Origin of the sequence: Hafnia sp. CBA7124, assembly GCF_002355555.1 — a bacterium.
GTDB lineage: Bacteria > Pseudomonadota > Gammaproteobacteria > Enterobacterales > Enterobacteriaceae > Hafnia > Hafnia alvei.
In genome coordinates, this window is record NZ_AP017469.1 from 1981741 (window position 1) to 2002824 (window position 21084).

Annotated in this window: 22 protein-coding genes; 16 read left to right on the forward strand and 6 right to left on the reverse strand. The window is 48.2% G+C overall.

Features of this window, described 5'->3' with window-relative positions; translation table 11 throughout:
* Positions 1-267 precede the first annotated feature (267 nt).
* The 6 genes from zwf to mdtI all read left to right on the forward strand — a co-directional run bounded on the left by zwf (position 268) and on the right by mdtI (position 6583).
* Positions 268-1743, forward strand: a complete 1476-nt coding sequence (zwf, locus tag CPY98_RS09080; protein WP_025801946.1) for a glucose-6-phosphate dehydrogenase — start codon at positions 268-270, stop codon at positions 1741-1743.
* Positions 1744-1886: 143 nt separating this feature from the next.
* Complete coding sequence (gene pgl, locus CPY98_RS09085; RefSeq protein WP_096387439.1) at positions 1887-2582, forward strand: 6-phosphogluconolactonase; 696 nt, start codon at positions 1887-1889, stop codon at positions 2580-2582.
* Positions 2583-2589: 7 nt separating this feature from the next.
* On the forward strand, positions 2590-4404 hold the full coding sequence (edd, locus tag CPY98_RS09090; RefSeq protein WP_025801950.1) for a phosphogluconate dehydratase: 1815 nt from the start codon (positions 2590-2592) through the stop codon (positions 4402-4404).
* A gap of 171 nt (positions 4405-4575) precedes the next feature.
* Positions 4576-5217 (forward strand): bifunctional 4-hydroxy-2-oxoglutarate aldolase/2-dehydro-3-deoxy-phosphogluconate aldolase, encoded by a 642-nt coding sequence (locus CPY98_RS09095; protein ID WP_025801952.1) that lies wholly within the window; start codon positions 4576-4578, stop codon positions 5215-5217.
* Positions 5218-5838: 621 nt separating this feature from the next.
* Positions 5839-6267 (forward strand): multidrug/spermidine efflux SMR transporter subunit MdtJ, encoded by a 429-nt coding sequence (gene mdtJ / locus CPY98_RS09100; RefSeq protein ID WP_043493029.1) that lies wholly within the window; start codon positions 5839-5841, stop codon positions 6265-6267.
* Positions 6254-6583, forward strand: a complete 330-nt coding sequence (gene mdtI / locus CPY98_RS09105) for a multidrug/spermidine efflux SMR transporter subunit MdtI (RefSeq protein WP_025801956.1) — start codon at positions 6254-6256, stop codon at positions 6581-6583. The genes mdtJ and mdtI overlap by 14 nt, the downstream gene beginning before the upstream one ends.
* 60 nt (positions 6584-6643) lie before the next feature.
* Here mdtI and CPY98_RS09110 read toward each other — a convergent pair whose 3' ends face one another.
* A complete protein-coding gene (locus tag CPY98_RS09110; protein WP_096387441.1) occupies positions 6644-6988 on the reverse strand; it encodes a RidA family protein in 345 nt (114 codons plus the stop codon).
* Positions 6989-7125: 137 nt separating this feature from the next.
* On the opposite strand from CPY98_RS09110, the gene CPY98_RS09115 reads away from it, so the two are divergent.
* From CPY98_RS09115 to CPY98_RS09130, 4 genes are all read left to right on the forward strand, one after another.
* Positions 7126-7443: a monooxygenase gene (locus tag CPY98_RS09115; protein ID WP_025801959.1), complete on the forward strand. Its 318-nt coding sequence runs from the start codon at positions 7126-7128 to the stop codon at positions 7441-7443.
* A gap of 135 nt (positions 7444-7578) precedes the next feature.
* On the forward strand, positions 7579-9498 hold the full coding sequence (locus CPY98_RS09120) for an ATP-dependent DNA helicase (protein WP_096387443.1): 1920 nt from the start codon (positions 7579-7581) through the stop codon (positions 9496-9498).
* A gap of 176 nt (positions 9499-9674) precedes the next feature.
* Positions 9675-10376, forward strand: coding sequence for a tRNA (adenosine(37)-N6)-threonylcarbamoyltransferase complex dimerization subunit type 1 TsaB (gene tsaB / locus CPY98_RS09125; RefSeq protein ID WP_043493332.1), 702 nt, complete (start codon positions 9675-9677; stop codon positions 10374-10376).
* Between the two features lie 66 nt (positions 10377-10442).
* On the forward strand, positions 10443-11054 hold the full coding sequence (locus tag CPY98_RS09130) for a Slp family lipoprotein (protein WP_043493031.1): 612 nt from the start codon (positions 10443-10445) through the stop codon (positions 11052-11054).
* Between the two features lie 78 nt (positions 11055-11132).
* Here the strand turns inward: CPY98_RS09130 and rluF are convergent, their stop codons facing one another.
* On the reverse strand, positions 11133-12011 hold the full coding sequence (gene rluF / locus CPY98_RS09135) for a 23S rRNA pseudouridine(2604) synthase RluF (protein WP_046450201.1): 879 nt from the start codon (positions 12009-12011) through the stop codon (positions 11133-11135).
* Between the two features lie 458 nt (positions 12012-12469).
* On the opposite strand from rluF, the gene fadD reads away from it, so the two are divergent.
* On the forward strand, positions 12470-14155 hold the full coding sequence (gene fadD, locus CPY98_RS09140; protein ID WP_025801968.1) for a long-chain-fatty-acid--CoA ligase FadD: 1686 nt from the start codon (positions 12470-12472) through the stop codon (positions 14153-14155).
* Between the two features lie 119 nt (positions 14156-14274).
* Complete coding sequence (gene rnd, locus CPY98_RS09145; RefSeq protein ID WP_046450202.1) at positions 14275-15390, forward strand: ribonuclease D; 1116 nt, start codon at positions 14275-14277, stop codon at positions 15388-15390.
* A 267-nt stretch (positions 15391-15657) separates the two neighbouring features.
* On the opposite strand, the gene minE is transcribed toward rnd, so the two are convergent.
* From minE to minC, 3 genes are read right to left on the reverse strand one after another with little or no spacing between them, the layout of a single operon-like run.
* Positions 15658-15927 (reverse strand): cell division topological specificity factor MinE, encoded by a 270-nt coding sequence (gene minE / locus CPY98_RS09150; protein WP_004090202.1) that lies wholly within the window; start codon positions 15925-15927, stop codon positions 15658-15660.
* Positions 15928-15930: 3 nt separating this feature from the next.
* On the reverse strand, positions 15931-16743 hold the full coding sequence (gene minD / locus CPY98_RS09155; RefSeq protein ID WP_025801973.1) for a septum site-determining protein MinD: 813 nt from the start codon (positions 16741-16743) through the stop codon (positions 15931-15933).
* A gap of 25 nt (positions 16744-16768) precedes the next feature.
* The gene (minC, locus tag CPY98_RS09160) at positions 16769-17452 is read right to left on the reverse strand and encodes a septum site-determining protein MinC (protein WP_025801975.1); all 684 of its coding nucleotides are present in this window, start codon (positions 17450-17452) and stop codon (positions 16769-16771) included.
* A gap of 136 nt (positions 17453-17588) precedes the next feature.
* Here minC and CPY98_RS09165 point away from each other — a divergent pair, with 136 nt between their 5' ends.
* From CPY98_RS09165 to CPY98_RS09175, 3 genes are all read left to right on the forward strand, one after another.
* On the forward strand, positions 17589-17873 hold the full coding sequence (locus CPY98_RS09165) for a YcgL domain-containing protein (RefSeq protein WP_025801977.1): 285 nt from the start codon (positions 17589-17591) through the stop codon (positions 17871-17873).
* 220 nt (positions 17874-18093) lie between these two features.
* The gene (locus CPY98_RS09170) at positions 18094-18750 is read left to right on the forward strand and encodes a fumarylacetoacetate hydrolase family protein (protein WP_096387445.1); all 657 of its coding nucleotides are present in this window, start codon (positions 18094-18096) and stop codon (positions 18748-18750) included.
* Between the two features lie 106 nt (positions 18751-18856).
* A complete protein-coding gene (locus tag CPY98_RS09175; protein ID WP_025801981.1) occupies positions 18857-19318 on the forward strand; it encodes a YcgN family cysteine cluster protein in 462 nt (153 codons plus the stop codon).
* A gap of 3 nt (positions 19319-19321) precedes the next feature.
* Here the strand turns inward: CPY98_RS09175 and CPY98_RS09180 are convergent, their stop codons facing one another.
* A complete protein-coding gene (locus CPY98_RS09180; RefSeq protein WP_080723940.1) occupies positions 19322-19954 on the reverse strand; it encodes a serine acetyltransferase in 633 nt (210 codons plus the stop codon).
* A gap of 609 nt (positions 19955-20563) precedes the next feature.
* On the opposite strand from CPY98_RS09180, the gene CPY98_RS09185 reads away from it, so the two are divergent.
* Positions 20564-21079 carry a membrane protein gene (locus CPY98_RS09185; RefSeq protein WP_040045101.1) on the forward strand — a complete coding sequence of 172 codons (516 nt, stop codon included), beginning with the start codon at positions 20564-20566 and terminating at the stop codon, positions 21077-21079.
* Positions 21080-21084: the final 5 nt, after the last annotated feature.

A 21084-nucleotide genomic window follows, 5' to 3' on the forward strand; every position in this document is an offset into this window, starting at 1 on the left:
TGCTTTGCAGCGAGATGATGCCGCTTCGTGGGCTTTTTTTACCAGAGTATGACGTGTGTCTAACTTTCGATATGGTAATATTGCTTCAGTTTTGACGGAAAATTACATAATGTATCTGTCATTACGCGGTCTGCGGCGGGATCAACGAAAATTTCATACCATTTATGGTTGTTTTTTCGGCAAAAAAGCATGTTTACTGGCTATAGTCAAAAATAGTACATTAATTATGTAATAAAATTACAAGCATCCTGCAACGAGGAGATGAACATGGCGGTTACGTCAACAGCACAGGCCTGTGACCTGGTCATTTTCGGCGCCAAGGGCGATTTAGCCCGCCGTAAACTGCTGCCTTCCCTGTACCAATTAGAAAAAGCCGGTCATATCCATCCGGACACTCGTATCATCGGCGTAGGTCGCGCTGATTGGGATAAAGACGCCTACACTAAGGTCGTCCGTGAAGCTCTGGACACCTTCTTGAAGGAAAAGGTTGATGAAGAACTGTGGACGACGCTCAGCGCGCGTCTGGATTTCTGTAACCTTGACGTCAATGACACTCAGCACTTCAAAAATCTGGCAAAAATGCTGGATCAGAAGAAACGCGTCACCATCAACTACTTTGCGATGCCACCAAGTACTTTCGGCGCTATCTGCCAAGGTTTGGGTGCATCCGGTCTGAATAAAGATCCAAGCCGCATCGTGATGGAAAAGCCTCTCGGTACGGATTTGGAATCCTCACGCGCCATCAATAATCAGGTGGCTGAATTCTTCGACGAGTCACAGGTTTACCGTATTGACCACTATTTGGGCAAAGAAACGGTGCTTAACCTGCTGGCGCTGCGTTTTGCTAACTCCCTGTTTGCGAATAACTGGGACAACAGCATGATCGACAGCGTGCAGATCACCGTCGCGGAAGAAGTGGGCATTGAAGGTCGCTGGGGCTACTTTGATAAAGCGGGCCAGATGCGCGACATGATTCAAAACCATCTGTTGCAAATTTTGACCATGATTGCCATGTCACCACCGGCGGATCTCTCTACTGACCGCATTCGTGATGAAAAGGTCAAAGTGCTGCGTTCACTACGTCGTATCAACCATTCTAACGTGCGTGATACCACGGTGCGTGGCCAATATACCGCAGGCTTTGTTCAAGGCAAAAAAGTACCAGGATATCTGGAGGAAGAAGGGGCGAACAAAACCAGTAATACGGAAACCTTCGTCTCTATTCGCGTTGATATCGATAACTGGCGCTGGGCTGGCGTTCCGTTCTATCTACGTACCGGTAAACGTCTGCCATCAAAATGTTCTGAAGTGGTTATTTACTTTAAGAACCCGCCTCTCAACCTGTTCAGCGACTCTTACCAAGAGCTGCCGCAGAACAAACTGACGATCCGCTTACAGCCTGATGAAGGCGTACAGATTGACATCCTGAACAAGGTGCCTGGTCTGGAACATAAGCATCGTTTGCAAACCACTAAACTGGATCTGAGCTTCTCCGATACTTTCCATCAAGAGCATTTAGCCGATGCCTATGAGCGTTTGCTGTTGGAAACCATGCGTGGGATCCAAGCACTGTTCGTGCGTCGCGATGAAGTAGAAGAAGCCTGGAAGTGGGTCGACTCCATTATGGAAGCGTGGGCCGCTGATAATGAATCTCCTAAACCATACCAAGCCGGTACCTGGGGCCCTGTTGCCTCTGTTGCGATGATCAGTCGCGATGGCCGTGCATGGAATGAATTCGAATAACGTTACAACGTTATTTGATCGCAAAGCATCACGGAGGGAACGCCCTCCGTGTGTTGAGATTCATACCCGGCATATTTGAAGTCGCACCGGTGTTGGCTGCACTCCAATTATTTTGGGTATAGAACAGTTTAGGAGAGGTTGAAATGGCACAGTTTAAAGAATTTACGAGCGCACAGGCGCTCAACGAACAGTTTGCTGAGGAAATAGCCGCAGCTCTGAGCCACAGCATTAGCGCTCAGGGAGAAGCCAGTCTAGTCGTGTCGGGTGGTCGTACACCACTAGGACTGTTCGAGGCGTTAACTCAGCAAGCCATTGAGTGGAGCAAGGTCAGCATCACCTTAGCGGATGAGCGTTGGGTCGAGGCAAATGATGATTCCAGTAACGAAAAGCTGGTTCGAGAACATTTGCTGAAGGGCCACGCCGCAACCGCGAAGTTTGTTGGTTTGAAGAATAGTCATGCCACCCCGTTTGCCGGAGCCGCAGACACCGAACGTGCGTTGCAATCTATTGCTCGTCCGTTTGACGTTGTGATCCTCGGCATGGGTGATGATGGCCATACCGCTTCACTCTTCCCTGGGGCAGAGAATCTGTTCCCAGCTCTCGCGATGGATTCTGGCCGAGTCTGCATGGGGATGACCCCGCTGACCGCGCCACTCGATCGTATCACCCTAACACTTCCGGCTCTGCTCAATAGCCGCCATATCTACCTGCATGTGGTAGGTGGCAGCAAGCGTGATGTTTATCAGCGCGCAATTCAGGGTACGGATGTGAATGAGATGCCGATCCGCGCAGTGTTACATCAAACACAAACGCCGGTCGACGTCTACTGGACGGCATGAGGCAGCAATGAACCCAACAGTATCCCGAGTTACTCAACGCATTATTGAACGCTCCCGCGACAGCCGTGCGGCCTATCTGGCCAAAATCGAAAAAGCGCGCAGCAAGAAGGTACATCGTTCTCAGTTAGCCTGCGGCAACTTGGCACACGGTTTCGCCGCTTGTGGTCAGGATGATAAAGCGTCTCTGACCAGCATGATCAAGAGCAATATCGGTATCGTGACCTCGTATAACGATATGCTTTCGGCGCACCAACCCTATGAAACCTACCCAGAGCAGATCAAAGCTGCGCTGCATTCGGTTGGAGCAGTAGGGCAAGTGGCCGCTGGCGTACCTGCGATGTGCGATGGTGTAACTCAGGGACAGGACGGCATGGAGCTCTCATTAATGAGCCGCGAAGTGATTGCCATGTCCGCCGCTGTGGGTCTTTCGCACAATATGTTTGACGGCGCGCTGTATCTTGGCGTGTGCGACAAAATTGTGCCGGGTCTGTTTATGGCCGCGATGTCTTTCGGCCATTTACCGACCCTGTTCGTGCCAGCCGGTCCAATGCCGAGCGGTTTGCCTAACAAAGAAAAGGTTCGTGTTCGCCAACTGTACGCAGAAGGCAAGCTGGGCCGTGATGCGCTGCTTGAAGCTGAAGCAGCGTCTTACCATGCGCCAGGCACCTGTACTTTTTATGGTACGGCGAACTCCAACCAGATGGTGATTGAAGTGATGGGCCTGCATTTGCCGGGTTCATCTTTCGTTCAGCCAGATATGCCATTACGCGCCGCATTAACCGATGCGGCAGCGCGTCAGGTGACTCGCATGACGGAGACAAGCGGCAATTACATGCCTGTTGGCCGCATGGTTGACGAGAAAGTCATCGTGAACGGCATTATCGCTCTGCTAGCAACCGGTGGTTCTACCAACCACACCATGCATTTGGTGGCGATGGCGCGTGCTGCAGGCATTCATATTAATTGGGATGATTTCTCTGACCTGTCTGACGTGGTGCCATTGATGTGCCGCATCTATCCAAACGGTCCAGCAGATATCAACCATTTCCAAGCGGCAGGCGGCGTGCCTGTGCTGGTCAAAGAGCTGTTGAAAGGCGGCTTGCTGCATGAAGATGTTGAAACCGTTGCTGGCCACGGTTTAAGCCGTTATACCCAGGAGCCTTTCTTGGAAGAGGGCAAGCTGGTATATCGTCCAGGTCCTGAAAAATCCCACGACAGCAATGTCATTGCTAGCTTCGCATCACCGTTTGAATCCCACGGTGGTACAAAAGTGCTGACGGGTAACTTAGGCCGCGCCGTGATGAAAACCTCCGCCGTGCCTGCAGATAATCAAATCATTGAAGCCCCTGCGGTGGTATTCCATAGCCAGCACGACGTGGTTCCTGCGTTTGAAGCCGGTAAACTGGACAAAGACTGTGTGGTCGTGGTGCGTTATCAAGGCCCACGCGCTATCGGTATGCCTGAACTGCACAAGCTGATGCCACCATTGGGCGTTCTGATGGATCGCGGGCTGAAAGTGGCATTAGTCACCGATGGCCGTTTGTCTGGCGCTTCTGGCAAAGTCCCATCAGCCATCCATGTTACCCCTGAGGCCTATTCAGGTGGTCTGCTGGCGAAAGTCCGTGACGGCGATATGGTTCGCGTTAACGGCAAAACCGGCGAGCTCACTTTGCTGGTGGATGAGGCTGAATTGGCGAGTCGTGAACTGGTTCATCCTGATTTGTCTGAGCTGCACGATGGCTCAGGTCGTGAGATGTTTGCCGCGCTGCGTGAACAGCTCTCCGGTGCCGAAGAAGGCGCTAGCTGCATTAAATTCTATTAATTCTATGACGCGGGCTTAATGCGAGCTCGCGTTAATGATTCTTTTTGGCGTTGTGTACCTTAGATTATGCGTTCCGCATCAAGAAAGAGGGGTAGGGCAAGGTTTTCCTGTTTGAAAACAACAACGCCAGCCATAAACCATGCCGCAAGGCACCATGGAGATAATAAGCAGATGAAAAACTGGAAAGTAAGCGCCGAGTCAATCATGACAGCCGGCCCGGTTGTACCTGTAATCGTTATTAAAAAAATTGAGCAGGCTGTGCCTTTGGCTAAAGCGCTGGTTGCCGGTGGCGTTCGTGTGCTGGAAGTGACCCTGCGTACTGAGTGTGCGGTTGAGGCTATTCGCCTGATCGCCAAAGAAGTTCCAGAAGCTATCGTAGGCGCGGGTACCGTTACCAACGCTAAGCAGCTGGCTGACGTCACCGAAGCCGGTGCTCAGTTTGCTATCAGCCCTGGCCTAACCGCTGATCTGCTGAAAGCAGCAACTGCCGGTTCAATCCCACTGATCCCAGGTATTAGCACCGTTTCAGAACTGATGCTGGGTATGGATCACGGCTTGAAAGAATTCAAATTCTTCCCAGCTGAAGCCAACGGCGGCGTTAAAGCATTGCAGGCTATCGCAGGCCCATTCTCTCACGTCCGTTTCTGCCCAACCGGTGGTATCAACCCACAAAACTATCGTGACTATCTGGCACTGAAAAGCGTGCTGTGCATCGGTGGTTCTTGGTTGATCCCTAACGATGCGTTGGACAACGGCGACTACGCACGTATCACTGAACTGGCTAAAGAAGCGGTTGCAGGCGCGAAAGCGTAAAATATTTTGACCATTTTTTGTGAGCACAAAAAGCGTTGTTTTATGCACGCTGCATAATAGTTAAGCAAAGCTAACTCGTTGAGGCTCCACAGAAGTCAAGCCATCCATTTAGGGTGGCTTTCTTTTTTAATTACCTAACTTGCTTATTTATATTCATTTTTCTGTGAAAACTTGCAAAAAGGCGGTTTGCTTAATAAAATTGCCTATGATACAAATAATGCAGTTAATTAAACCTGATGAGGACACTGAACAAACCGTATGGTAGGGAGTAGGTACGGGGGGAAGATGTAAACTATTATGAAAACTCACAATCGCTTGATGATTAAAACTTCTACATATCTCTTATTCATTTCTACAACGCTTTCTAGTGAACATCACTGGTGTAGCGAGCTTTAGCTTCTTTCTCCACTTACGGTAGCTGATAAAACCAGCGACTCAGCCAGATGTTGTCTGCGTTTATCCTAACCGAATAATTCTTACCGATCCGTATTTAACATCGGAACGCCAATAATGGTTTTCTGCAATGTTATTTAGCCTTACTGCGCCTATTTACGAGCCTGATTGGGTTAAATATTAAAAAATAACGGGTCGAATAAAAAATAAAACTCTGTGGAGAGAAAAATGATTTATTGGATCTTTTTGGCATGTGCCATCGCGGCCGAAATTATCGGTACGCTATCAATGAAGTGGGCGAGTCTGAGCGGCGGCATGACGGGAAATATCGTTATGCTAGTTATGATCACCATCTCTTATATCTTACTTTCTTTTGCGGTGAAGCGTGTTGCCTTAGGCGTTGCTTATGCCCTGTGGGAAGGTATCGGTATTCTGTTTATTACCTTGTTCAGCGTACTGTGGTTTGACGAAAGTATGTCCCTGATGAAATTGATGGGCTTGGTTACGCTGATTGCGGGTATCGCGCTGGTTAAATCGGGTACGGTAAAAACTAAAAAACCATCTGCCAAAACAGGTGAACAGAAAAGCGCCGTAGCGATGAAGAACAAACCTGCGCAAACAAAAACTAACGTAGGAGGCAATCATGCAACAGCTTGAGTGGTTCCATATCGCGTGGTTAGCATTTGCTGTCGTATTAGAAATTTTAGCTAATATCTTCCTGAAATGGTCAGACGGTTTCCGCCGTATTTGGATGGGGTTGCTGTCGTTGGCCGCGGTGTTAGGTGCATTTAGCTCCTTGTCACAGGCGGTAAAAGGTATCGAACTGTCCGTAGCATATGCGCTGTGGGGCGGTTTTGGTATCGCGGCCACGGTGGCTGCCGGCTGGATACTGTTCGGTCAGCGTTTGAATAAAAAAGGTTGGGCGGGGTTAACCCTGCTGCTGGCTGGCATGATTATGATTAAGCTGGCGTAACGACAGATTAGCCATACAAAAAAGCCGCTCAATATGCTGAGCGGCTTTTTTTTGCGCGCATTAACGTGCCGCGACAATCTTGATTTCAACTTTGTATTTAGGGTTCATCAATTTGGCCTGAACGGTACAGCGCACTGGCGCTTTGCCTGCGGGCACCCAAGCATCCCACGCGGCGTTCATCGCCTGAAAATCGTCGCCATCAGCCAAGAAAATGGTGGCATCAAGAATGCGGGTTTTATCCGTGCCCAGCTGATTCAAGATCATATCAATAGCGGCTAATGCGTTGGCGGTCTGTGACGTTGCATCATCGTCCAGATTTTCAGGAACGCTGGTGTAATAGATAGTGTCGTTGAAGACAGTGGCGTCAGACCAGCGCTTTTCTGGATTGATACGTTCGATAGACATTAGTAACTCCTTGTAGGTTCTACAACATGACAATCCGTTGAGTATATAGAAAACGGATGAAAAACACTGCTTTCAGTGGCAAGTATGTGGCATTCTCAAAGAGAGAGACAGGAACTGAAAAACATAAGGAGTCACAGATGACCGTATTATTGCAAATCGATTTTAAAATGCCGGGAGAAATGCTAGGTGATCGCTTGGCCGAAATGGCAACGCCGTTGGCGCAGAGCATCACGCAAGAGCCGGGTTTTATCTCAAAAATCTGGACTGAAAATGTAGATGCCGGTGAAGCCGGTGGTATTTACCTGTTCAGCGACAAAACGAGCGCAGAGCAATACGCAGCTATGCACATCAAACGTGTGGCACAGATGGGCGCGACCGATATTCGCAGCCGCATTTTTGATATTAACGTTCCTCTGACGCATATCACGCGTGGCAATCTTAAACCGGCAAGCTAAGCGATATTCGTATTGATGTGTCTATCAAGGCCGCCTTTGGGCGGCCTTAGTCATATAGAGGCTGCGTCAAAGTAGGTGGTTGTTACTGCCAACACTTGGCATAATCACGCCTTCACAAAAAGAAAGAGAGGCTGTGTGACAGACGATTTCGCGCCCGATGGCATCCTAACTAAAGCGATACGGGGTTTTAAACCGCGTGAAGCACAACAACATATGGCCGAAGCTGTCACCAAAGCGATTCAATTCAAAGAAGAGTTAGTGGTTGAAGCGGGAACCGGAACTGGGAAAACCTATGCTTATTTGGTTCCCGCCCTGCGTTCTGGCGCAAAGGTGATTATCTCTACCGGTTCTAAAGCGCTACAGGATCAGCTCTATGCCCGCGATTTGCCCACCGTTCGTGATGCGTTAAAGTTCACGGGAAAACTGGCTTTACTGAAAGGGCGTTCGAACTATTTGTGTCTTGAACGTTTAGAACAGCAATCAATGGTTGGCGGCGAACTGGCTTCCGATGCGTTATCCGATCTTATGCACCTGCGCGGATGGTCAATCCAAACGGAAGACGGTGACGTGAGTAACTGCCATGGCGTATCGGAAGACAGTACGATATGGCCGCTCGTCACCAGCACTAATGACAACTGTTTGGGCAGCGACTGTCCACAATACAAAGATTGTTTCGTCGTTAAAGCGCGTCGTCGCGCGATGGATGCTGACATCATCGTGGTTAACCATCATCTATTTTTAGCCGATCTGGTGGTGAAAGAAACCGGATTTGGCGAGCTTATCCCCGACGCTGATGTCATGATCTTCGATGAAGCCCATCAGCTACCTGATATCGCCAGCCAGTATTTCGGCCAGCAACTGACCAGCCGCCAACTGATGGATTTGGCCAAAGACATTACGATTGCCTACCGCACGGAAGTCCGCGACACCGCACAGCTGCAAAAATGTGCCGACAGATTAAGCCAGAGCGCCCAAGATTTTCGCTTGGCGTTGGGCGATCCCGGCTATCGCGGGAATTTACGCGAGGCTTTAGCATTGCCAGAAGTGCAGCGTGCGCTGGTGTTGCTCGATGATGCTTTAGAGCTCTGCTATGACGTAGTGAAAATGTCCCTCGGTCGTTCAGCGTTACTCGATGCCGCTTTTGAGCGAGCCACGCTGTATCGTAACCGCTTGAAGCGCCTGCGCGATGTGTCGATTCCGGGCTATAGCTATTGGTATGAATGCAACTCACGCCATTTTGTCATGGCGCTCACGCCGCTCACCGTGGCGGAAAAATTCAGTGAAGTCATGAAAGAGAAGCCAGGTTCCTGGATCTTCACCTCTGCAACGCTGGCGGTGAACGACGATGTTTCTCATTTCACGGCGCGGCTAGGTTTAAATAAAGCCAAAAGCTTATTACTACCGAGCCCGTTTGATTACGCCAACCAAGCGATGCTGTGTGTGCCTCGCTTTTTACCCACGCCGAATCAGCGCGGTGCGTCGCGACAACTGGCGCGAATGTTAAGGCCGGTAATTGAGGCTAACGAAGGGCGCTGCTTCTTCTTGTGTACGTCACACGCCATGATGCGTGATTTAGCCGAAGAGTTTCGAGCGACTATGACGCTGCCAGTACTATTGCAAGGTGAAACCAGTAAGCCTCGTTTACTGGCCGAGTTCGTTGCTGCGGGAAACGCATTGTTAGTTGCCACCAGCAGTTTCTGGGAAGGTGTGGACGTGCGCGGTGATACATTATCCTGCGTCATTATCGATAAGCTCCCGTTTACCTCACCGGACGATCCGTTGCTCAAAGCGCGAATCGAAGACTGCCGTATTCGCGGCGGCGATCCTTTTGCTGAAGTGCAATTGCCTGATGCGGTAATAACGCTCAAACAGGGGGTGGGGCGTTTAATTCGCGATACCAGCGATCGTGGCGTAGTGATTATTTGCGATAACCGCTTAGTCATGCGCCCCTATGGTGAAGTTTTCCTGAATAGCTTACCGCCTGCGCCGCGAACGCGAGATCTGAATAAGGTGATTACGTTCCTTAAAGCCGGTAGCCAACCCGCGGCCGATTAACATTTCTCAATGAGATGGAGCACCGTGAGGTGTTTCATCTCTGTTCCGCAGCGAGCTTTTTGCTCATCTCGATTTATTCAGCGCAGCAAACCCTTCAGAAGCATCAAAACACAGGCTGTGCTATGATCCGCATCCTGATTTTTCTTTATTCATTTACTGTCCCGCCCGAGGTTGGCATGTCCACGCGAATTTTAGCGATCGATACGGCAACAGAAGCCTGTTCTGTTGCACTCTGGAATAATGGCGAAAAACATGCGCTGTTTGAAATCTGTCCACGCGAGCATACGCAGCGTATTTTGCCCATGGTGCAGCAGGTGTTGGCTGAATCAGGCGTTACGCTGAATCAGCTGGACGCATTGGCTTTTGGCCGTGGTCCGGGCAGTTTTACCGGCGTGCGTATTGGTATCGGCATTGCTCAAGGGTTAGCGATGGGGGCTGAACTGCCGATGATTGGCGTTTCCACTCTGGCCACCATGGCGCAGGGCGCGTTTCGCGTAACCGGCGCCACTCAGGTATTAGCCGCTATTGATGCCCGCATGGGTGAAGTCTATTGGGGACAATACCAGCGACAAGATAATGGTGTGTGGGTAGGAGAGAGCACCGAAGCCGTGCTAACGCCCGATCGTGCACAGCAGAATATCATGGCGCTAAGCGGCGACTGGGCACACGTTGGAACCGGTTGGGGTACTTATCCTGATATGGCTTCTGATACCGCCATTCGCTTGATTGACGGTCAAATGTTGCTTCCACAGGCTGAAGATATGCTACCTCTTGCGCTGGCCGATTTTGCCTCAGGCAACGTCACCGCGGTAGAAAATGCACAGCCAACTTATTTACGTAATGAAGTGACATGGAAAAAACTACCGGGGCGTGAATAATTCAGGCAACTTCTGTCTAAACTAATAGTCATAAGAACAAGATAGTGAGTTTTTGGAGAATAAAATATGCCTGCAATGCAATGGGTTCGTCGGTTAGTCAGCGTGGCGATCGTTTGTAGCCCGCTGTTGTTGTCTGGGTGTGTCACGATCCCGGACTCAATCAAAGGCACGTCGGCCACGCCGCAGCAGAATTTCGTTGCGGTTCATAACGCGCCGGATTTGTATGTTGGGCAGGAATCACGCTTTGGCGGTACCGTGGTTAACGTGATTAACCAGAAAGACGCCACGATGTTAGAGATTGCGGTGATGCCATTGGACGACACCGCAAGGCCTATCCTGAACCAGCCTTCGGTTGGGCGTTTGATTGCCAAAAGTGCCACATTCTTGGATCCGGTTGATTTCAAAGGTCAGCTAGTGACGGTCGTTGGGCCGCTTACCGGCAGCGTCGACGGTAAAATAGGCAAGACGCCGTATACCTTTGTTACGATGGACGTGCAGGGCTATCAGCGCTGGCATGTCACTCAGGAAATCGTGATGCCGCCACAGCCGTTTGGACCGTGGGATTATGGTTATGGTGCCTACGGTCGCGGTGGCTTCTGGGGGCCCGGCTTTGGTCCCGGCTGGGGTTGGTATAACCCAGGCCCTGCCAGAGTGCAAAGCGTGGTAACAGAGAATTAATCTGCTCACGCGTTTAACCCTCTACGGATTAAAACAAAGCCCCGATTTCGGGGCTTTGTCATTTTAGGTGCTTGCTGATTAACGGCCTTTTTTCTTACGCCCAGGCTGGGTAAAGCGCTTACGTGAAGCGGCATCTCCCGCACCTTTCGCGGCGGTTTTTGGCCCTTTAGCCGGGGCGCTTTTAGCTGCCGCGGGTTTTGCCTTCGGTTTCGCTTTCTTCGCTGGTTTGGCTTCAGAAGAAGAGTCTTCAATAGACTTAAACAGTTCGATAAGTTCATCGTCGGTCAAGTCTCGCCATTCGCCCAGTGGCAGGCCAGCAAGGCTGACGTTCATGATTCGGGTACGTTCGAGCTTGGTAACCTCGAAGCCAAAATGTTCACACATCCGGCGAATTTGGCGGTTCAAGCCCTGAACTAAGGTGATACGAAACACAAAGGGCGCTTCTTTTTTCACTTTGCACTTCTTCGTTACCGTACCGAGAATCGGTACTCCCGCGCCCATGCCACGAATAAATTCATCGGTTACCGGTTTATTCACGGTGACCAGATACTCTTTTTCATGATCATTACCGGCGCGCAGAATTTTATTGACTAGATCGCCGTGGTTGGTGAGGAAGATGATGCCCTGTGAATCTTTGTCTAAGCGACCAATGGGAAAAACGCGGGTGCTGTGATTGACGTAATCCACGATATTATCTTTCTCACCGTTCTCCGTGGTGCTCACAATGCCAACGGGTTTGTTGAGCGCAATGAGAACAAGGTCGTCGGCGTCACGGGGTTCAATCAACTGGCCATTAACTTTCACGACGTCACCCGCGAAAACCTGATCGCCAATTCCGGCACGTTTACCGTTAATAAAAACATGCCCTTGTTCAATGTAGCGATCGGCGTCGCGTCGTGAGCAAATGCCACTTTCACTGATGTATTTGTTCAGACGAGTCGATGAGTTGGTCAGCATGGTTCCCTCCGATAAAAAGCGGAATATACATGAGTTGAGCTCCGATACGAACCGTGATTTATCACTTCTTGAAATAATGAGTGTTGCATTGATCACCGTCGCCATCTAGGTAAGCAATTACAGCGGAAAAAATAAGCTAATTGGTGTTTTCTTGGACTAAAAAATTCGCTAATTTTACAAAAAGTTACTCTTTTTGGTATTATATCCACAGCGGCCATGAGGCCGCTTTTTGCTTTTATAGCGGCTAGCCGATCTCAATATATGCTGGGTAAGACCGGGGCGAGGCCATTTTAGTGATGCATATCGCAACCTGAAAATTGTTTACACATGAACTGGTACGCTGAGTTAAAATTTTGTTAAACATTAGATATTGTTCTGTTGTTTCTCATGGCTAACGGTTCGGGTGTGCGATGCAAACGATGCTTAAACAAGATAACAATAATTACGGGAGAACGACCTTGGAAAAGGTTTGGCTGAAACGATATCCGGCAGATGTCCCTGCGGAAATCGATCCTGATCAATACACCTCTCTGGTGGAGATGTTCGAGCAGTCGGTGGCGCGTTTTGCTGACCAGCCTGCGTTCATCAACATGGGGCAGGTGATGACCTTCCGTAAGCTTGAAGAGCGCAGCCGTGCATTTGCGGCCTATTTGCAAAATGAGCTAGGGCTGAAGAAGGGCGACCGCGTTGCGCTGATGATGCCTAATCTGCTGCAATATCCGATCGCGCTGTTTGGTGTGCTACGCGCCGGAATGGTTGTGGTTAACGTTAACCCGCTTTACACCCCGCGAGAATTAGAACATCAGCTGAATGACAGCGGTGCGAGCGCGATTGTGATCGTCTCTAACTTTGCGCATACGCTGGAGAAAGTCGTCTTTAATACGCAGGTGAAGCATGTCATTTTGACCCGTATGGGCGATCAGCTGTCGGCGGCAAAAGGGACGTTGGTAAACTTTGTGGTGAAGTATATTAAGCGGCTGGTGCCCAAATATAACTTGCCCGATGCGATTTCTTTCCGCTCGGCGTTACAACGTGGGCGGCGCCAACAGTACATCAAGCCAGATATCACCAATAATGACCTCGCATTTTTGCAATACACCGGCGGTACTACCGGCGTTGCGAAAGGCGCGATGCTAACGCATCGAAATATGCAGGCTAATCTGATCCAATCGCGTGCGGCATATGGCCCATTGCTGAATGAAGGCCATGAGTTGGTGGTGACGGCGCTGCCGCTTTACCACATTTTTGCTTTAACCGTGAACTGCCTGCTGTTTATTGAGATGGGTGGCTGCAATCTGATGATCACCAACCCACGCGATATTCCTGCCGTGGTGAAAGAGCTCAGCCGCTATCCATTTACGGCGTTAACGGGTGTGAATACGCTGTTTAATGCGTTGCTGAATAACGAAGATTTCCGCGAATTGGATTTCTCCACGTTACGCTTGTCTGTCGGCGGCGGGATGTCAGTTCAGCGTTCGGTAGCCGAAAAGTGGGAAAAATTAACCGGACGCCATTTGCTGGAAGGATATGGATTAACGGAGTGCGCGCCATTGGTTTCTGGCAATCCGTACGACTTGAAGCACTATAGCGGCAGCATAGGCCTTCCGGTTCCTTCTACCGATGTGCGTTTGGTCGATGATAATGGCAATGAAGTCCCACACGGTGAAGCAGGGGAACTGCAGGTGAAAGGGCCACAGGTTATGCTTGGTTACTGGCAGCGTCCTGAGGCGACCGACGAAATTCTTAAAGACGGTTGGCTATCTACCGGCGATGTTGTCACCATTGATGACGAGGGCTTCTTACGCATTGTCGATCGCAAAAAAGATATGATATTAGTATCTGGTTTCAATGTTTATCCGAATGAAATCGAAGAAGTGGTCTCAATGCATGATAAAGTGCTTGAGTGCGCGGCAATCGGTGTTCCAAACGGGGCTTCTGGCGAGATGGTTAAAATCTGCGTTGTGAAGAAAGATCCCTCTCTGACTCGCGATGAGCTGATTGCACACTGTCGTAAGCATCTCACGGGCTATAAAGTTCCTAAGAAGGTGGAGTTTTACGATGAGTTGCCAAAGTCTAACGTAGGGAAAATCCTACGCAGAAAATTGCGTGAGGAGCAAGCGGCCTCGCAGGAAAGCGCCGTATAGCTTCTCATTATTCTGAGCCGATAAACGTTGACGCCGGTTGTTACCGGCGTCGTTGTTTGTACCGACTAACTCGGCTGGCGTTGTGATGATGCCAGAAATATGAAAATGAGAATGATGTTTTGAATTATCAGTTGATTACCACCAGTAGCGAACTTAAGCAGGTTTGCGAGCAAGCAAGCCGCCACACTTACATTGCGCTAGACACCGAATTTGTCCGTACCCGCACCTACTATCCTCAGTTAGGCCTAATTCAGCTTTTTGATGGCGAAACGCTGTCGCTGATCGACCCGTTGCCAATTACCGACTGGCAGCCCTTCGTTGAACTGCTGAAAAATCCAGACGTCACAAAGTTACTGCATGCGGGTAGCGAAGATCTGGAGGTTTTTATCCATGATTTTCAGACGCTGCCAACGCCAATGATTGATACGCAGATTTTAGCTGCCTTTACGGGTCGCCCGCTTTCCTGTGGGTTTGCCGCGATGGTGAATGAGTATTTACAGGTTGAATTAGACAAAAGCGAATCCCGCACTGACTGGTTAGCGCGTCCACTAACCGAGCGCCAATGTGAGTACGCTGCCGCTGATGTGTTCTATCTGTTGCCGCTTGCACATAAGCTTATTGCGGAAGTGGCTGAGGCTGGCTGGACGGATGCCGCAAATGACGAATGCTTGGCCCTGTGTCGTCGTCGCCAAGAAGTAGTGGATCCTACCTTAGCCTATCGTGATATTACTAACGCTTGGCAGCTGCGTACGCGTCAGCTAGCGTGTTTACAGAAACTGGCTGAGTGGCGTATCAATCAAGCTAGACAGCGTGACATGGCGGTTAATTTCGTGGTACGTGAAGAGAACCTGTGGCAGGTTGCGCGCTATCTACCGACCTCTCAAGGCGAACTAGGCGAGCTGGGGTTGAGTGGCCCTGAGATCCGTTTCCACGGTAAAACGCTGGTGGCTATGGTAGCTGAGTCTGCCAATATCCCTGAGTCTGAATGGCCACAGCCGGTTGAACGATTGGTTGATCACAGTGGCTATAAGCATGCGTTTAAAGAGCTAAAAGCCGTAGTGCAAAACGCGGCTGAACGTAGCGGATTAACGGCGGAGCTGATCGCTTCGCGTAGACAAATAAACGCACTGCTAAGCTGGCACTGGAAGCTGAAAGAAGAACAGCCAGATTTACTTCAAGGCTGGAGAGCGGATTTGCTTGGCGAGCAGGTTAGGGCCATTTTGGCTACCTTGTGATCGTCTTGGTAGTCGAACAATATAAATAAAGACAGCTATTAGCTGTCTTTATTTTTTACGAACATATCAGAAAATGAATCAATAATATAAAAACAAAACTTATAGAAAGTAGTCTATGTGAATATTCTCAATATTCATTGGTGCATTAATTAATATTAGGAATAATCTTGATAATAGCTATTTTTGAGATAATTACTTATTAAAAGGTCTGTTTATATATACAGGCGTTCCCTTATATTTCTATAAGAGAACGTCAGAATGATAAAATCATTTAGCTGCTTCTTCTGCTTCAGGCAAGGTAACATTAAGCTCTAATACCGAAATATCATCGCCTTTTTGTTCAAACTGTACCGTCAGCATTTCTGGATCTATCTGCACGTATTTGCAGATTACAGCCAAGATATCTCGTTTTAACTGGGGCAAATATTGTGGCTCACTATCACCGCGACGTCGCTCCGCAACAATAATTTGCAGCCGTTCCTTGGCTATATTGGCTGTCGGCTTTTTGCGCGACAGGAAGAAATCAAGTAATGCCATGTTTTATCCCCCGAACAGGCGTTTCAGGAAGCCTTTTTTCTCTTCTTCAACAAATCGGAATGCACGTTCTTCGCCCAGCAAGCGATCGACCATGTCTTGGTAAGCCTGACCGGCGTCTGACTCTTTATCCAGTATAACAGGTTCGCCTTGGTTTGATGCGCGCAGTACGGATGGGCTTTCTGGGATCACGCCAACCAACGGGATGCGCAGAATATCTAACACATCTTCCATGCTCAGCATGTCACCACGGCTCACGCGGCCTGGGTTGTAGCGAGTCAGCAGCAGATGCTCTTTGATTGGATCTTCGCCTTTTTCTGCACGGCGAGATTTTGACGCCAAAATGCCGAGGATGCGGTCAGAGTCACGTACAGACGACACTTCTGGGTTAGTGGTAATGATGGCTTCATCAGCGAAATACAGCGCCATTAGTGCGCCAGTTTCGATACCTGCTGGTGAATCACAGACGATAAAGTCAAAGTCCATCGTGCCGAGATCGTTTAAGACCTTCTCAACGCCTTCGTGCGTTAAGGCATCTTTGTCGCGAGTTTGTGAGGCCGGGAGAATGTAGAGGTTTTCTGTACGCTTATCTTTGATTAACGCCTGATTCAGAGTGGCATCACCTTGAATCACGTTAACAAAATCATACACCACACGACGCTCACAGCCCATGATCAGGTCTAGATTACGCAGACCGATATCAAAGTCGATAACAACGGTCTTTTTACCTTTTTGGGCCAAACCGGTAGCGATGGCTGCGCTAGATGTGGTTTTACCAACGCCCCCTTTACCGGATGTAACAACAATAATGCGTGCCATGTATATGGGTTCCTTGTCGAAGGGCCTAGAATAGAGGTTGTATAGTTAAGGCACTGTCACTCAAATTGAGTCTGGCAGCTTGCCCATAAAAAGCTTCAGGGATTTGATCGCTCAGCCAGTACTGACCGGCGATAGACACCAGTTCAGCGGCAAGGTGAGCACAAAAAATCTGACTGGATGTATCTCCGCTGGCTCCAGCAAGGGCGCGTCCGCGCATCATGCCGTAAATATGGATATTGCCATCGGCGATCACTTCGGCACCCGCGCTGACGCTGCTGGTGACAATCAAATCACAGTCTCGTGCATATATCTGCTGTCCAGACCGAACCGGCGTACTCACAATACGGGTTTTAACCGGTGCGGGTGGCTCGGGTAACGCGACGGGCGCACTTTTCTTAATACCTTTCCCTTCACTCAGCAAAGGCAAGCCTGCACGCGTTACAGCACGTTTAAGCCCTTCATCGGTGCAACCACTTACGCCAATGACATGCAGCCCAGCTTCGGTAATGGCCTGTTGTAATTTCTGCCAGCTTGCGCCTTCAGGGACGTTAGCAATATTAATAACAACAGGGGCATTTTTCAAAAAAGCGGGCGCTTGCTCGACTTTTTCGATTAATGCCTCACGTATTACCTCCGGTTGCGAATTATGCAAATGAACAACCGAAAGGGTAAAACTGCTGCCTTTTAGTTCTATTGGCGATTGTGACATCTATCCTGACTCAGTTTCAGCAACTTTAAATCCCCGGAATAACCACACAGGGGGTAATATTCCGATGTACATTAAGCATGTTATAGTCAGTGCTATATCTAGGCAAGTCGCCGTCTGAATTAATTAGAGTGAAAAAATGATTTGTACCATTTACAGAAGTTCAAAACGCGATCAGACCTATCTTTATGTCGAAAAAAGAGACGATTTCTCATCGGTGCCTGAAGAACTGATGAAAAGTTTTGGCCAACCACAATTAGCCATGGTGATCGATTTAGAGAGTAAAAAGAAACTGGGCTCAGCCGACATTGAAAAAGTCAAAAGCGCTTTAAAAGAGCAAGGGTATTATTTACAGCTGCCTCCTCCGCCCGAAAGTTTGCTAAAAATGCATTTCGAACAAACTAAAAAATCTTCGGATGAATGAATTGTGTGATGTTATTCACATAAACATAGAGCGCCGAGCTATCTCGGCGCAAATCCATTGAAGTGTTGATGATTGCGGCTGTAGTTTCATAACTAGTTTTATATAAGAAGGGCAGGAAGCTCAGATGCCGTTGGCGTCTCGATTCTCGCTTCAGATTATGTATGCCCCTTGGAATAACGTGGCGATAGCATCGCGTTGTGTATAACCACAGGAGAAGTCTATGTATCAACATCGTGATTGGCAGGGTGCTTTGCTAGAGCTTCCTGTCAGTAAAGTGGTTTGCGTTGGCAGTAACTACGGCGATCACATCAAAGAAATGGGCGGAACGCAGGCACCAGAGCCGGTCTTATTTATCAAACCGGAAACGGCGCTTTGTGATATTCGCCAGCCTGTTGCCATCCCGAAAGATTTTGGTTCTGTTCATCATGAGATTGAGCTGGCCATCCTGATTGGCACACCGCTGAAGCAGGCTAATGAAGATCGTGTGGCACGCGCTATTGCAGGTTACGGAGTTGCCTTAGATCTTACGCTGCGTGATATTCAGGCTGAATGCAAAAAAGCAGGGCGCCCTTGGGAAAAGGCGAAAGCCTTCGATGGTTCTTGCCCCATTTCTGGATTTATCCCTGAATCTGAGTTTGGCGACCCGCAAAATGCTGAACTAAGCTTAAGCATCAATGGCGCTATTCGTCAGCAAGGCAACACGCGTGACATGATTACGCCGATTCTGCCGCTGATAAGCTATATGAGCCGCTACTTTACTCTGCGTGCGGGCGACATTATTTTGACCGGAACCCCACAGGGCGTCGGACCTTTAGTCTCTGGCGATATGCTAACGTTATCCATCAATGGTAACTCATTGAGTACTCGCATTATCTAGCCAGTAGCGTCCTTACTAAGCACAGTTTTAGTAAGGACAAAACTTGCATCTCATCGCCAAAGCGTCTATATAGTGCAGCCCAACTGTAATTATCGGACACACAAGCATGACAACTCTCCCTTTCTGGCAAGAAAAAACATTAGCTGAAATGAGCAATGATGAATGGGAATCACTTTGTGATGGTTGTGGGCAGTGCTGCTTGCATAAGCTGCAAGACGAAGATACTGACGAAATCTACTTCACCAACGTTGCATGCAACCTACTCAACATCAAAACGTGCCAATGTCGTCATTATGAGCGTCGTTTTGAGTATGAAGAAGACTGTATCAAGCTAACGCGCGAAAACCTTGAAACCTTCGAATGGCTTCCTCCTACCTGCGCCTATCGGATGGTTCACGAAGGCAAAGACTTGCCAGAATGGCATCCCCTCAAAGTGGGCTCTAAGAAAGCAATGCACGCGGAGCGGATCTCGGTACGCTACATTGCCGTACGCGAGAGTGAAGTCAGCGATTGGGAAGATCACATTATGAATAAACCTTTCTGGGCAACCAATGGGTCTGATTCTTAAGGACTAATTCACGTCGTATGGGGTAAACACTGAGGTCTTACGTGTAATGTAAACCCCATTTGCAGGAATGTCCTTATTCACGAATGACATCGCCCCAACCTTAACGTTATCACCAATGGTTATTGGGCCAATCAGGCAACAGTTAGCGCCAATATCGACATTGTTTCCAATCTTAATGATTGAGTTTGGCGGCATATCTTGCACTGCACCGATCGTGGTATTTTGGCGAATAATAAAATTAGAGCCGATTCGAGCATGCTTGGATATAACAATTCCTGCGTGATGTGGCATGTGTAAGCCAGGTCCAATCACAGCGCCCAATTCAACATCTGCTGCATAGCGAGTCTTTAGCTTGTCGCAGATTCTTGATGCGATTTTTTGATGGCGCTTTGAACCGTGTTTGTCCATTTCGCTAGCGAGACGCCACCAAAACAGAAAATTACGGCGTCGGTTGGATTTATTGGTCAACAGTCTTCGCCAAGAAAATTTGTCTTTCCGTACAATCTCTATTCGCCAAAACTCTCGAAGATCTTTAGCATCCTTAGACAGTGCAAATATCAAGCAAGTGAGTAATTTAATGTGTCGTGTCCTGTGATGGTTTGCCGTATGTTTGGCGGATTTAAATTTTATGGTCATTATACATTCATTGAAATTATTAATGCGAGAGAGAATCCACGCTAATCGTGTGGTGACGAGCGCTAGCAGAGCGGGATCATATGCATAGGCCGATTGACTGCAATCAGCGGTCCACTCACGTGACTATAGACTTAGTGCATACGCGTATTGCTTATTCTGTGAGAAGAGGGCATCAGAAAAGTACGGTGTTTATAACAATTAATGATTTATAAGTTTGTTAATTATTTTATTCGTTTGAATTTGATATTTTCAATGGCGGTGTTATATTTTTGAGTAAATTTTAAGCTAAGATAAAATTAACCTAAATTATCCACACTCAAAATCTAAATTTAAAGAATGGATTTTTGAAAATATAAATGTTGATATAACTAGACCCGTTGTGTTGATTTTATGTAAACATAATAAAAAAGTAATCTCTTTCTAATTATCTTATGAAGCGGGTTTTAAGCCTGTTTTTTAAATTTTTGAAATATTAAATAAATGACTTAATAAGTTATCAAGTTTTTATTTGATTGATTATGCGTTATTTATTTTAATGTATGACATTTACAATAAAATAATAAATCAGTATTATCGCCAGCACTTTTTCCTTTGGGGTTATATAATTAAATGAATAAAAAATATGCTTTATTAATTTCTTCTTTGGTTTCTGTACTGGCGTTGACTGGTTGCCAATCAAATGCTGATAGCTACGCGGCCGATGTTTATGAAACCAGTAACTTGAATGGAAAACAGGAAACGAAAACCGTTAATCTGATTTCAATTTTGCCTGCGAAAATCTCTGTTGATAATACAGAAAATAAAAAAGCAGCCCAAACGTTTGGTGCCATTCTTGGTGCCGTAGCCGGTGGTGTAGCTGGGCATAATGTGGGTACTGGCTCAGCATTAGGTACCGGCGCTGGTGCTGTCGGCGGCGGTGCTGTCGGCGCGGCGGCTGGGTCTTTGGTGAAAGATAAAGTATTGGTTGAAGGCGTATCTTTGACTTACAAAGAAGGCACTAAAATCTATACATCGACTCAGGTTGGTAAGGCTTGTCAGTTCACTACAGGTTTAGCTGTGGTTATTTCTACTAAAGAAAATGAAACGCGTATTCAACCAAATACAACTTGCCCAGTTAAGAAATAAGGATT

Bases quoted from the DNA above. Each gene is read 5' to 3' on its own strand.
- zwf (WP_025801946.1), top strand. From the start codon at position 268: ATGGCGGTTACGTCAACAGCACAGGCCTGTGACCTGGTCATTTTCGGC.
- pgl (WP_096387439.1), top strand. From the start codon at position 1,887: ATGGCACAGTTTAAAGAATTTACGAGCGCACAGGCGCTCAACGAACAG.
- edd (WP_025801950.1), top strand. From the start codon at position 2,590: ATGAACCCAACAGTATCCCGAGTTACTCAACGCATTATTGAACGCTCC.
- CPY98_RS09095 (WP_025801952.1), top strand. From the start codon at position 4,576: ATGAAAAACTGGAAAGTAAGCGCCGAGTCAATCATGACAGCCGGCCCG.
- mdtJ (WP_043493029.1), top strand. From the start codon at position 5,839: ATGATTTATTGGATCTTTTTGGCATGTGCCATCGCGGCCGAAATTATC.
- mdtI (WP_025801956.1), top strand. From the start codon at position 6,254: ATGCAACAGCTTGAGTGGTTCCATATCGCGTGGTTAGCATTTGCTGTC.
- CPY98_RS09110 (WP_096387441.1), bottom strand. From the start codon at position 6,988: ATGTCTATCGAACGTATCAATCCAGAAAAGCGCTGGTCTGACGCCACT.
- CPY98_RS09115 (WP_025801959.1), top strand. From the start codon at position 7,126: ATGACCGTATTATTGCAAATCGATTTTAAAATGCCGGGAGAAATGCTA.
- tsaB (WP_043493332.1), top strand. From the start codon at position 9,675: ATGTCCACGCGAATTTTAGCGATCGATACGGCAACAGAAGCCTGTTCT.
- CPY98_RS09130 (WP_043493031.1), top strand. From the start codon at position 10,443: ATGCCTGCAATGCAATGGGTTCGTCGGTTAGTCAGCGTGGCGATCGTT.
- rluF (WP_046450201.1), bottom strand. From the start codon at position 12,011: ATGCTGACCAACTCATCGACTCGTCTGAACAAATACATCAGTGAAAGT.
- minE (WP_004090202.1), bottom strand. From the start codon at position 15,927: ATGGCATTACTTGATTTCTTCCTGTCGCGCAAAAAGCCGACAGCCAAT.
- minD (WP_025801973.1), bottom strand. From the start codon at position 16,743: ATGGCACGCATTATTGTTGTTACATCCGGTAAAGGGGGCGTTGGTAAA.
- minC (WP_025801975.1), bottom strand. From the start codon at position 17,452: ATGTCACAATCGCCAATAGAACTAAAAGGCAGCAGTTTTACCCTTTCG.
- CPY98_RS09165 (WP_025801977.1), top strand. From the start codon at position 17,589: ATGATTTGTACCATTTACAGAAGTTCAAAACGCGATCAGACCTATCTT.
- CPY98_RS09170 (WP_096387445.1), top strand. From the start codon at position 18,094: ATGTATCAACATCGTGATTGGCAGGGTGCTTTGCTAGAGCTTCCTGTC.
- CPY98_RS09175 (WP_025801981.1), top strand. From the start codon at position 18,857: ATGACAACTCTCCCTTTCTGGCAAGAAAAAACATTAGCTGAAATGAGC.
- CPY98_RS09180 (WP_080723940.1), bottom strand. From the start codon at position 19,954: ATGACCATAAAATTTAAATCCGCCAAACATACGGCAAACCATCACAGG.
- CPY98_RS09185 (WP_040045101.1), top strand. From the start codon at position 20,564: ATGAATAAAAAATATGCTTTATTAATTTCTTCTTTGGTTTCTGTACTG.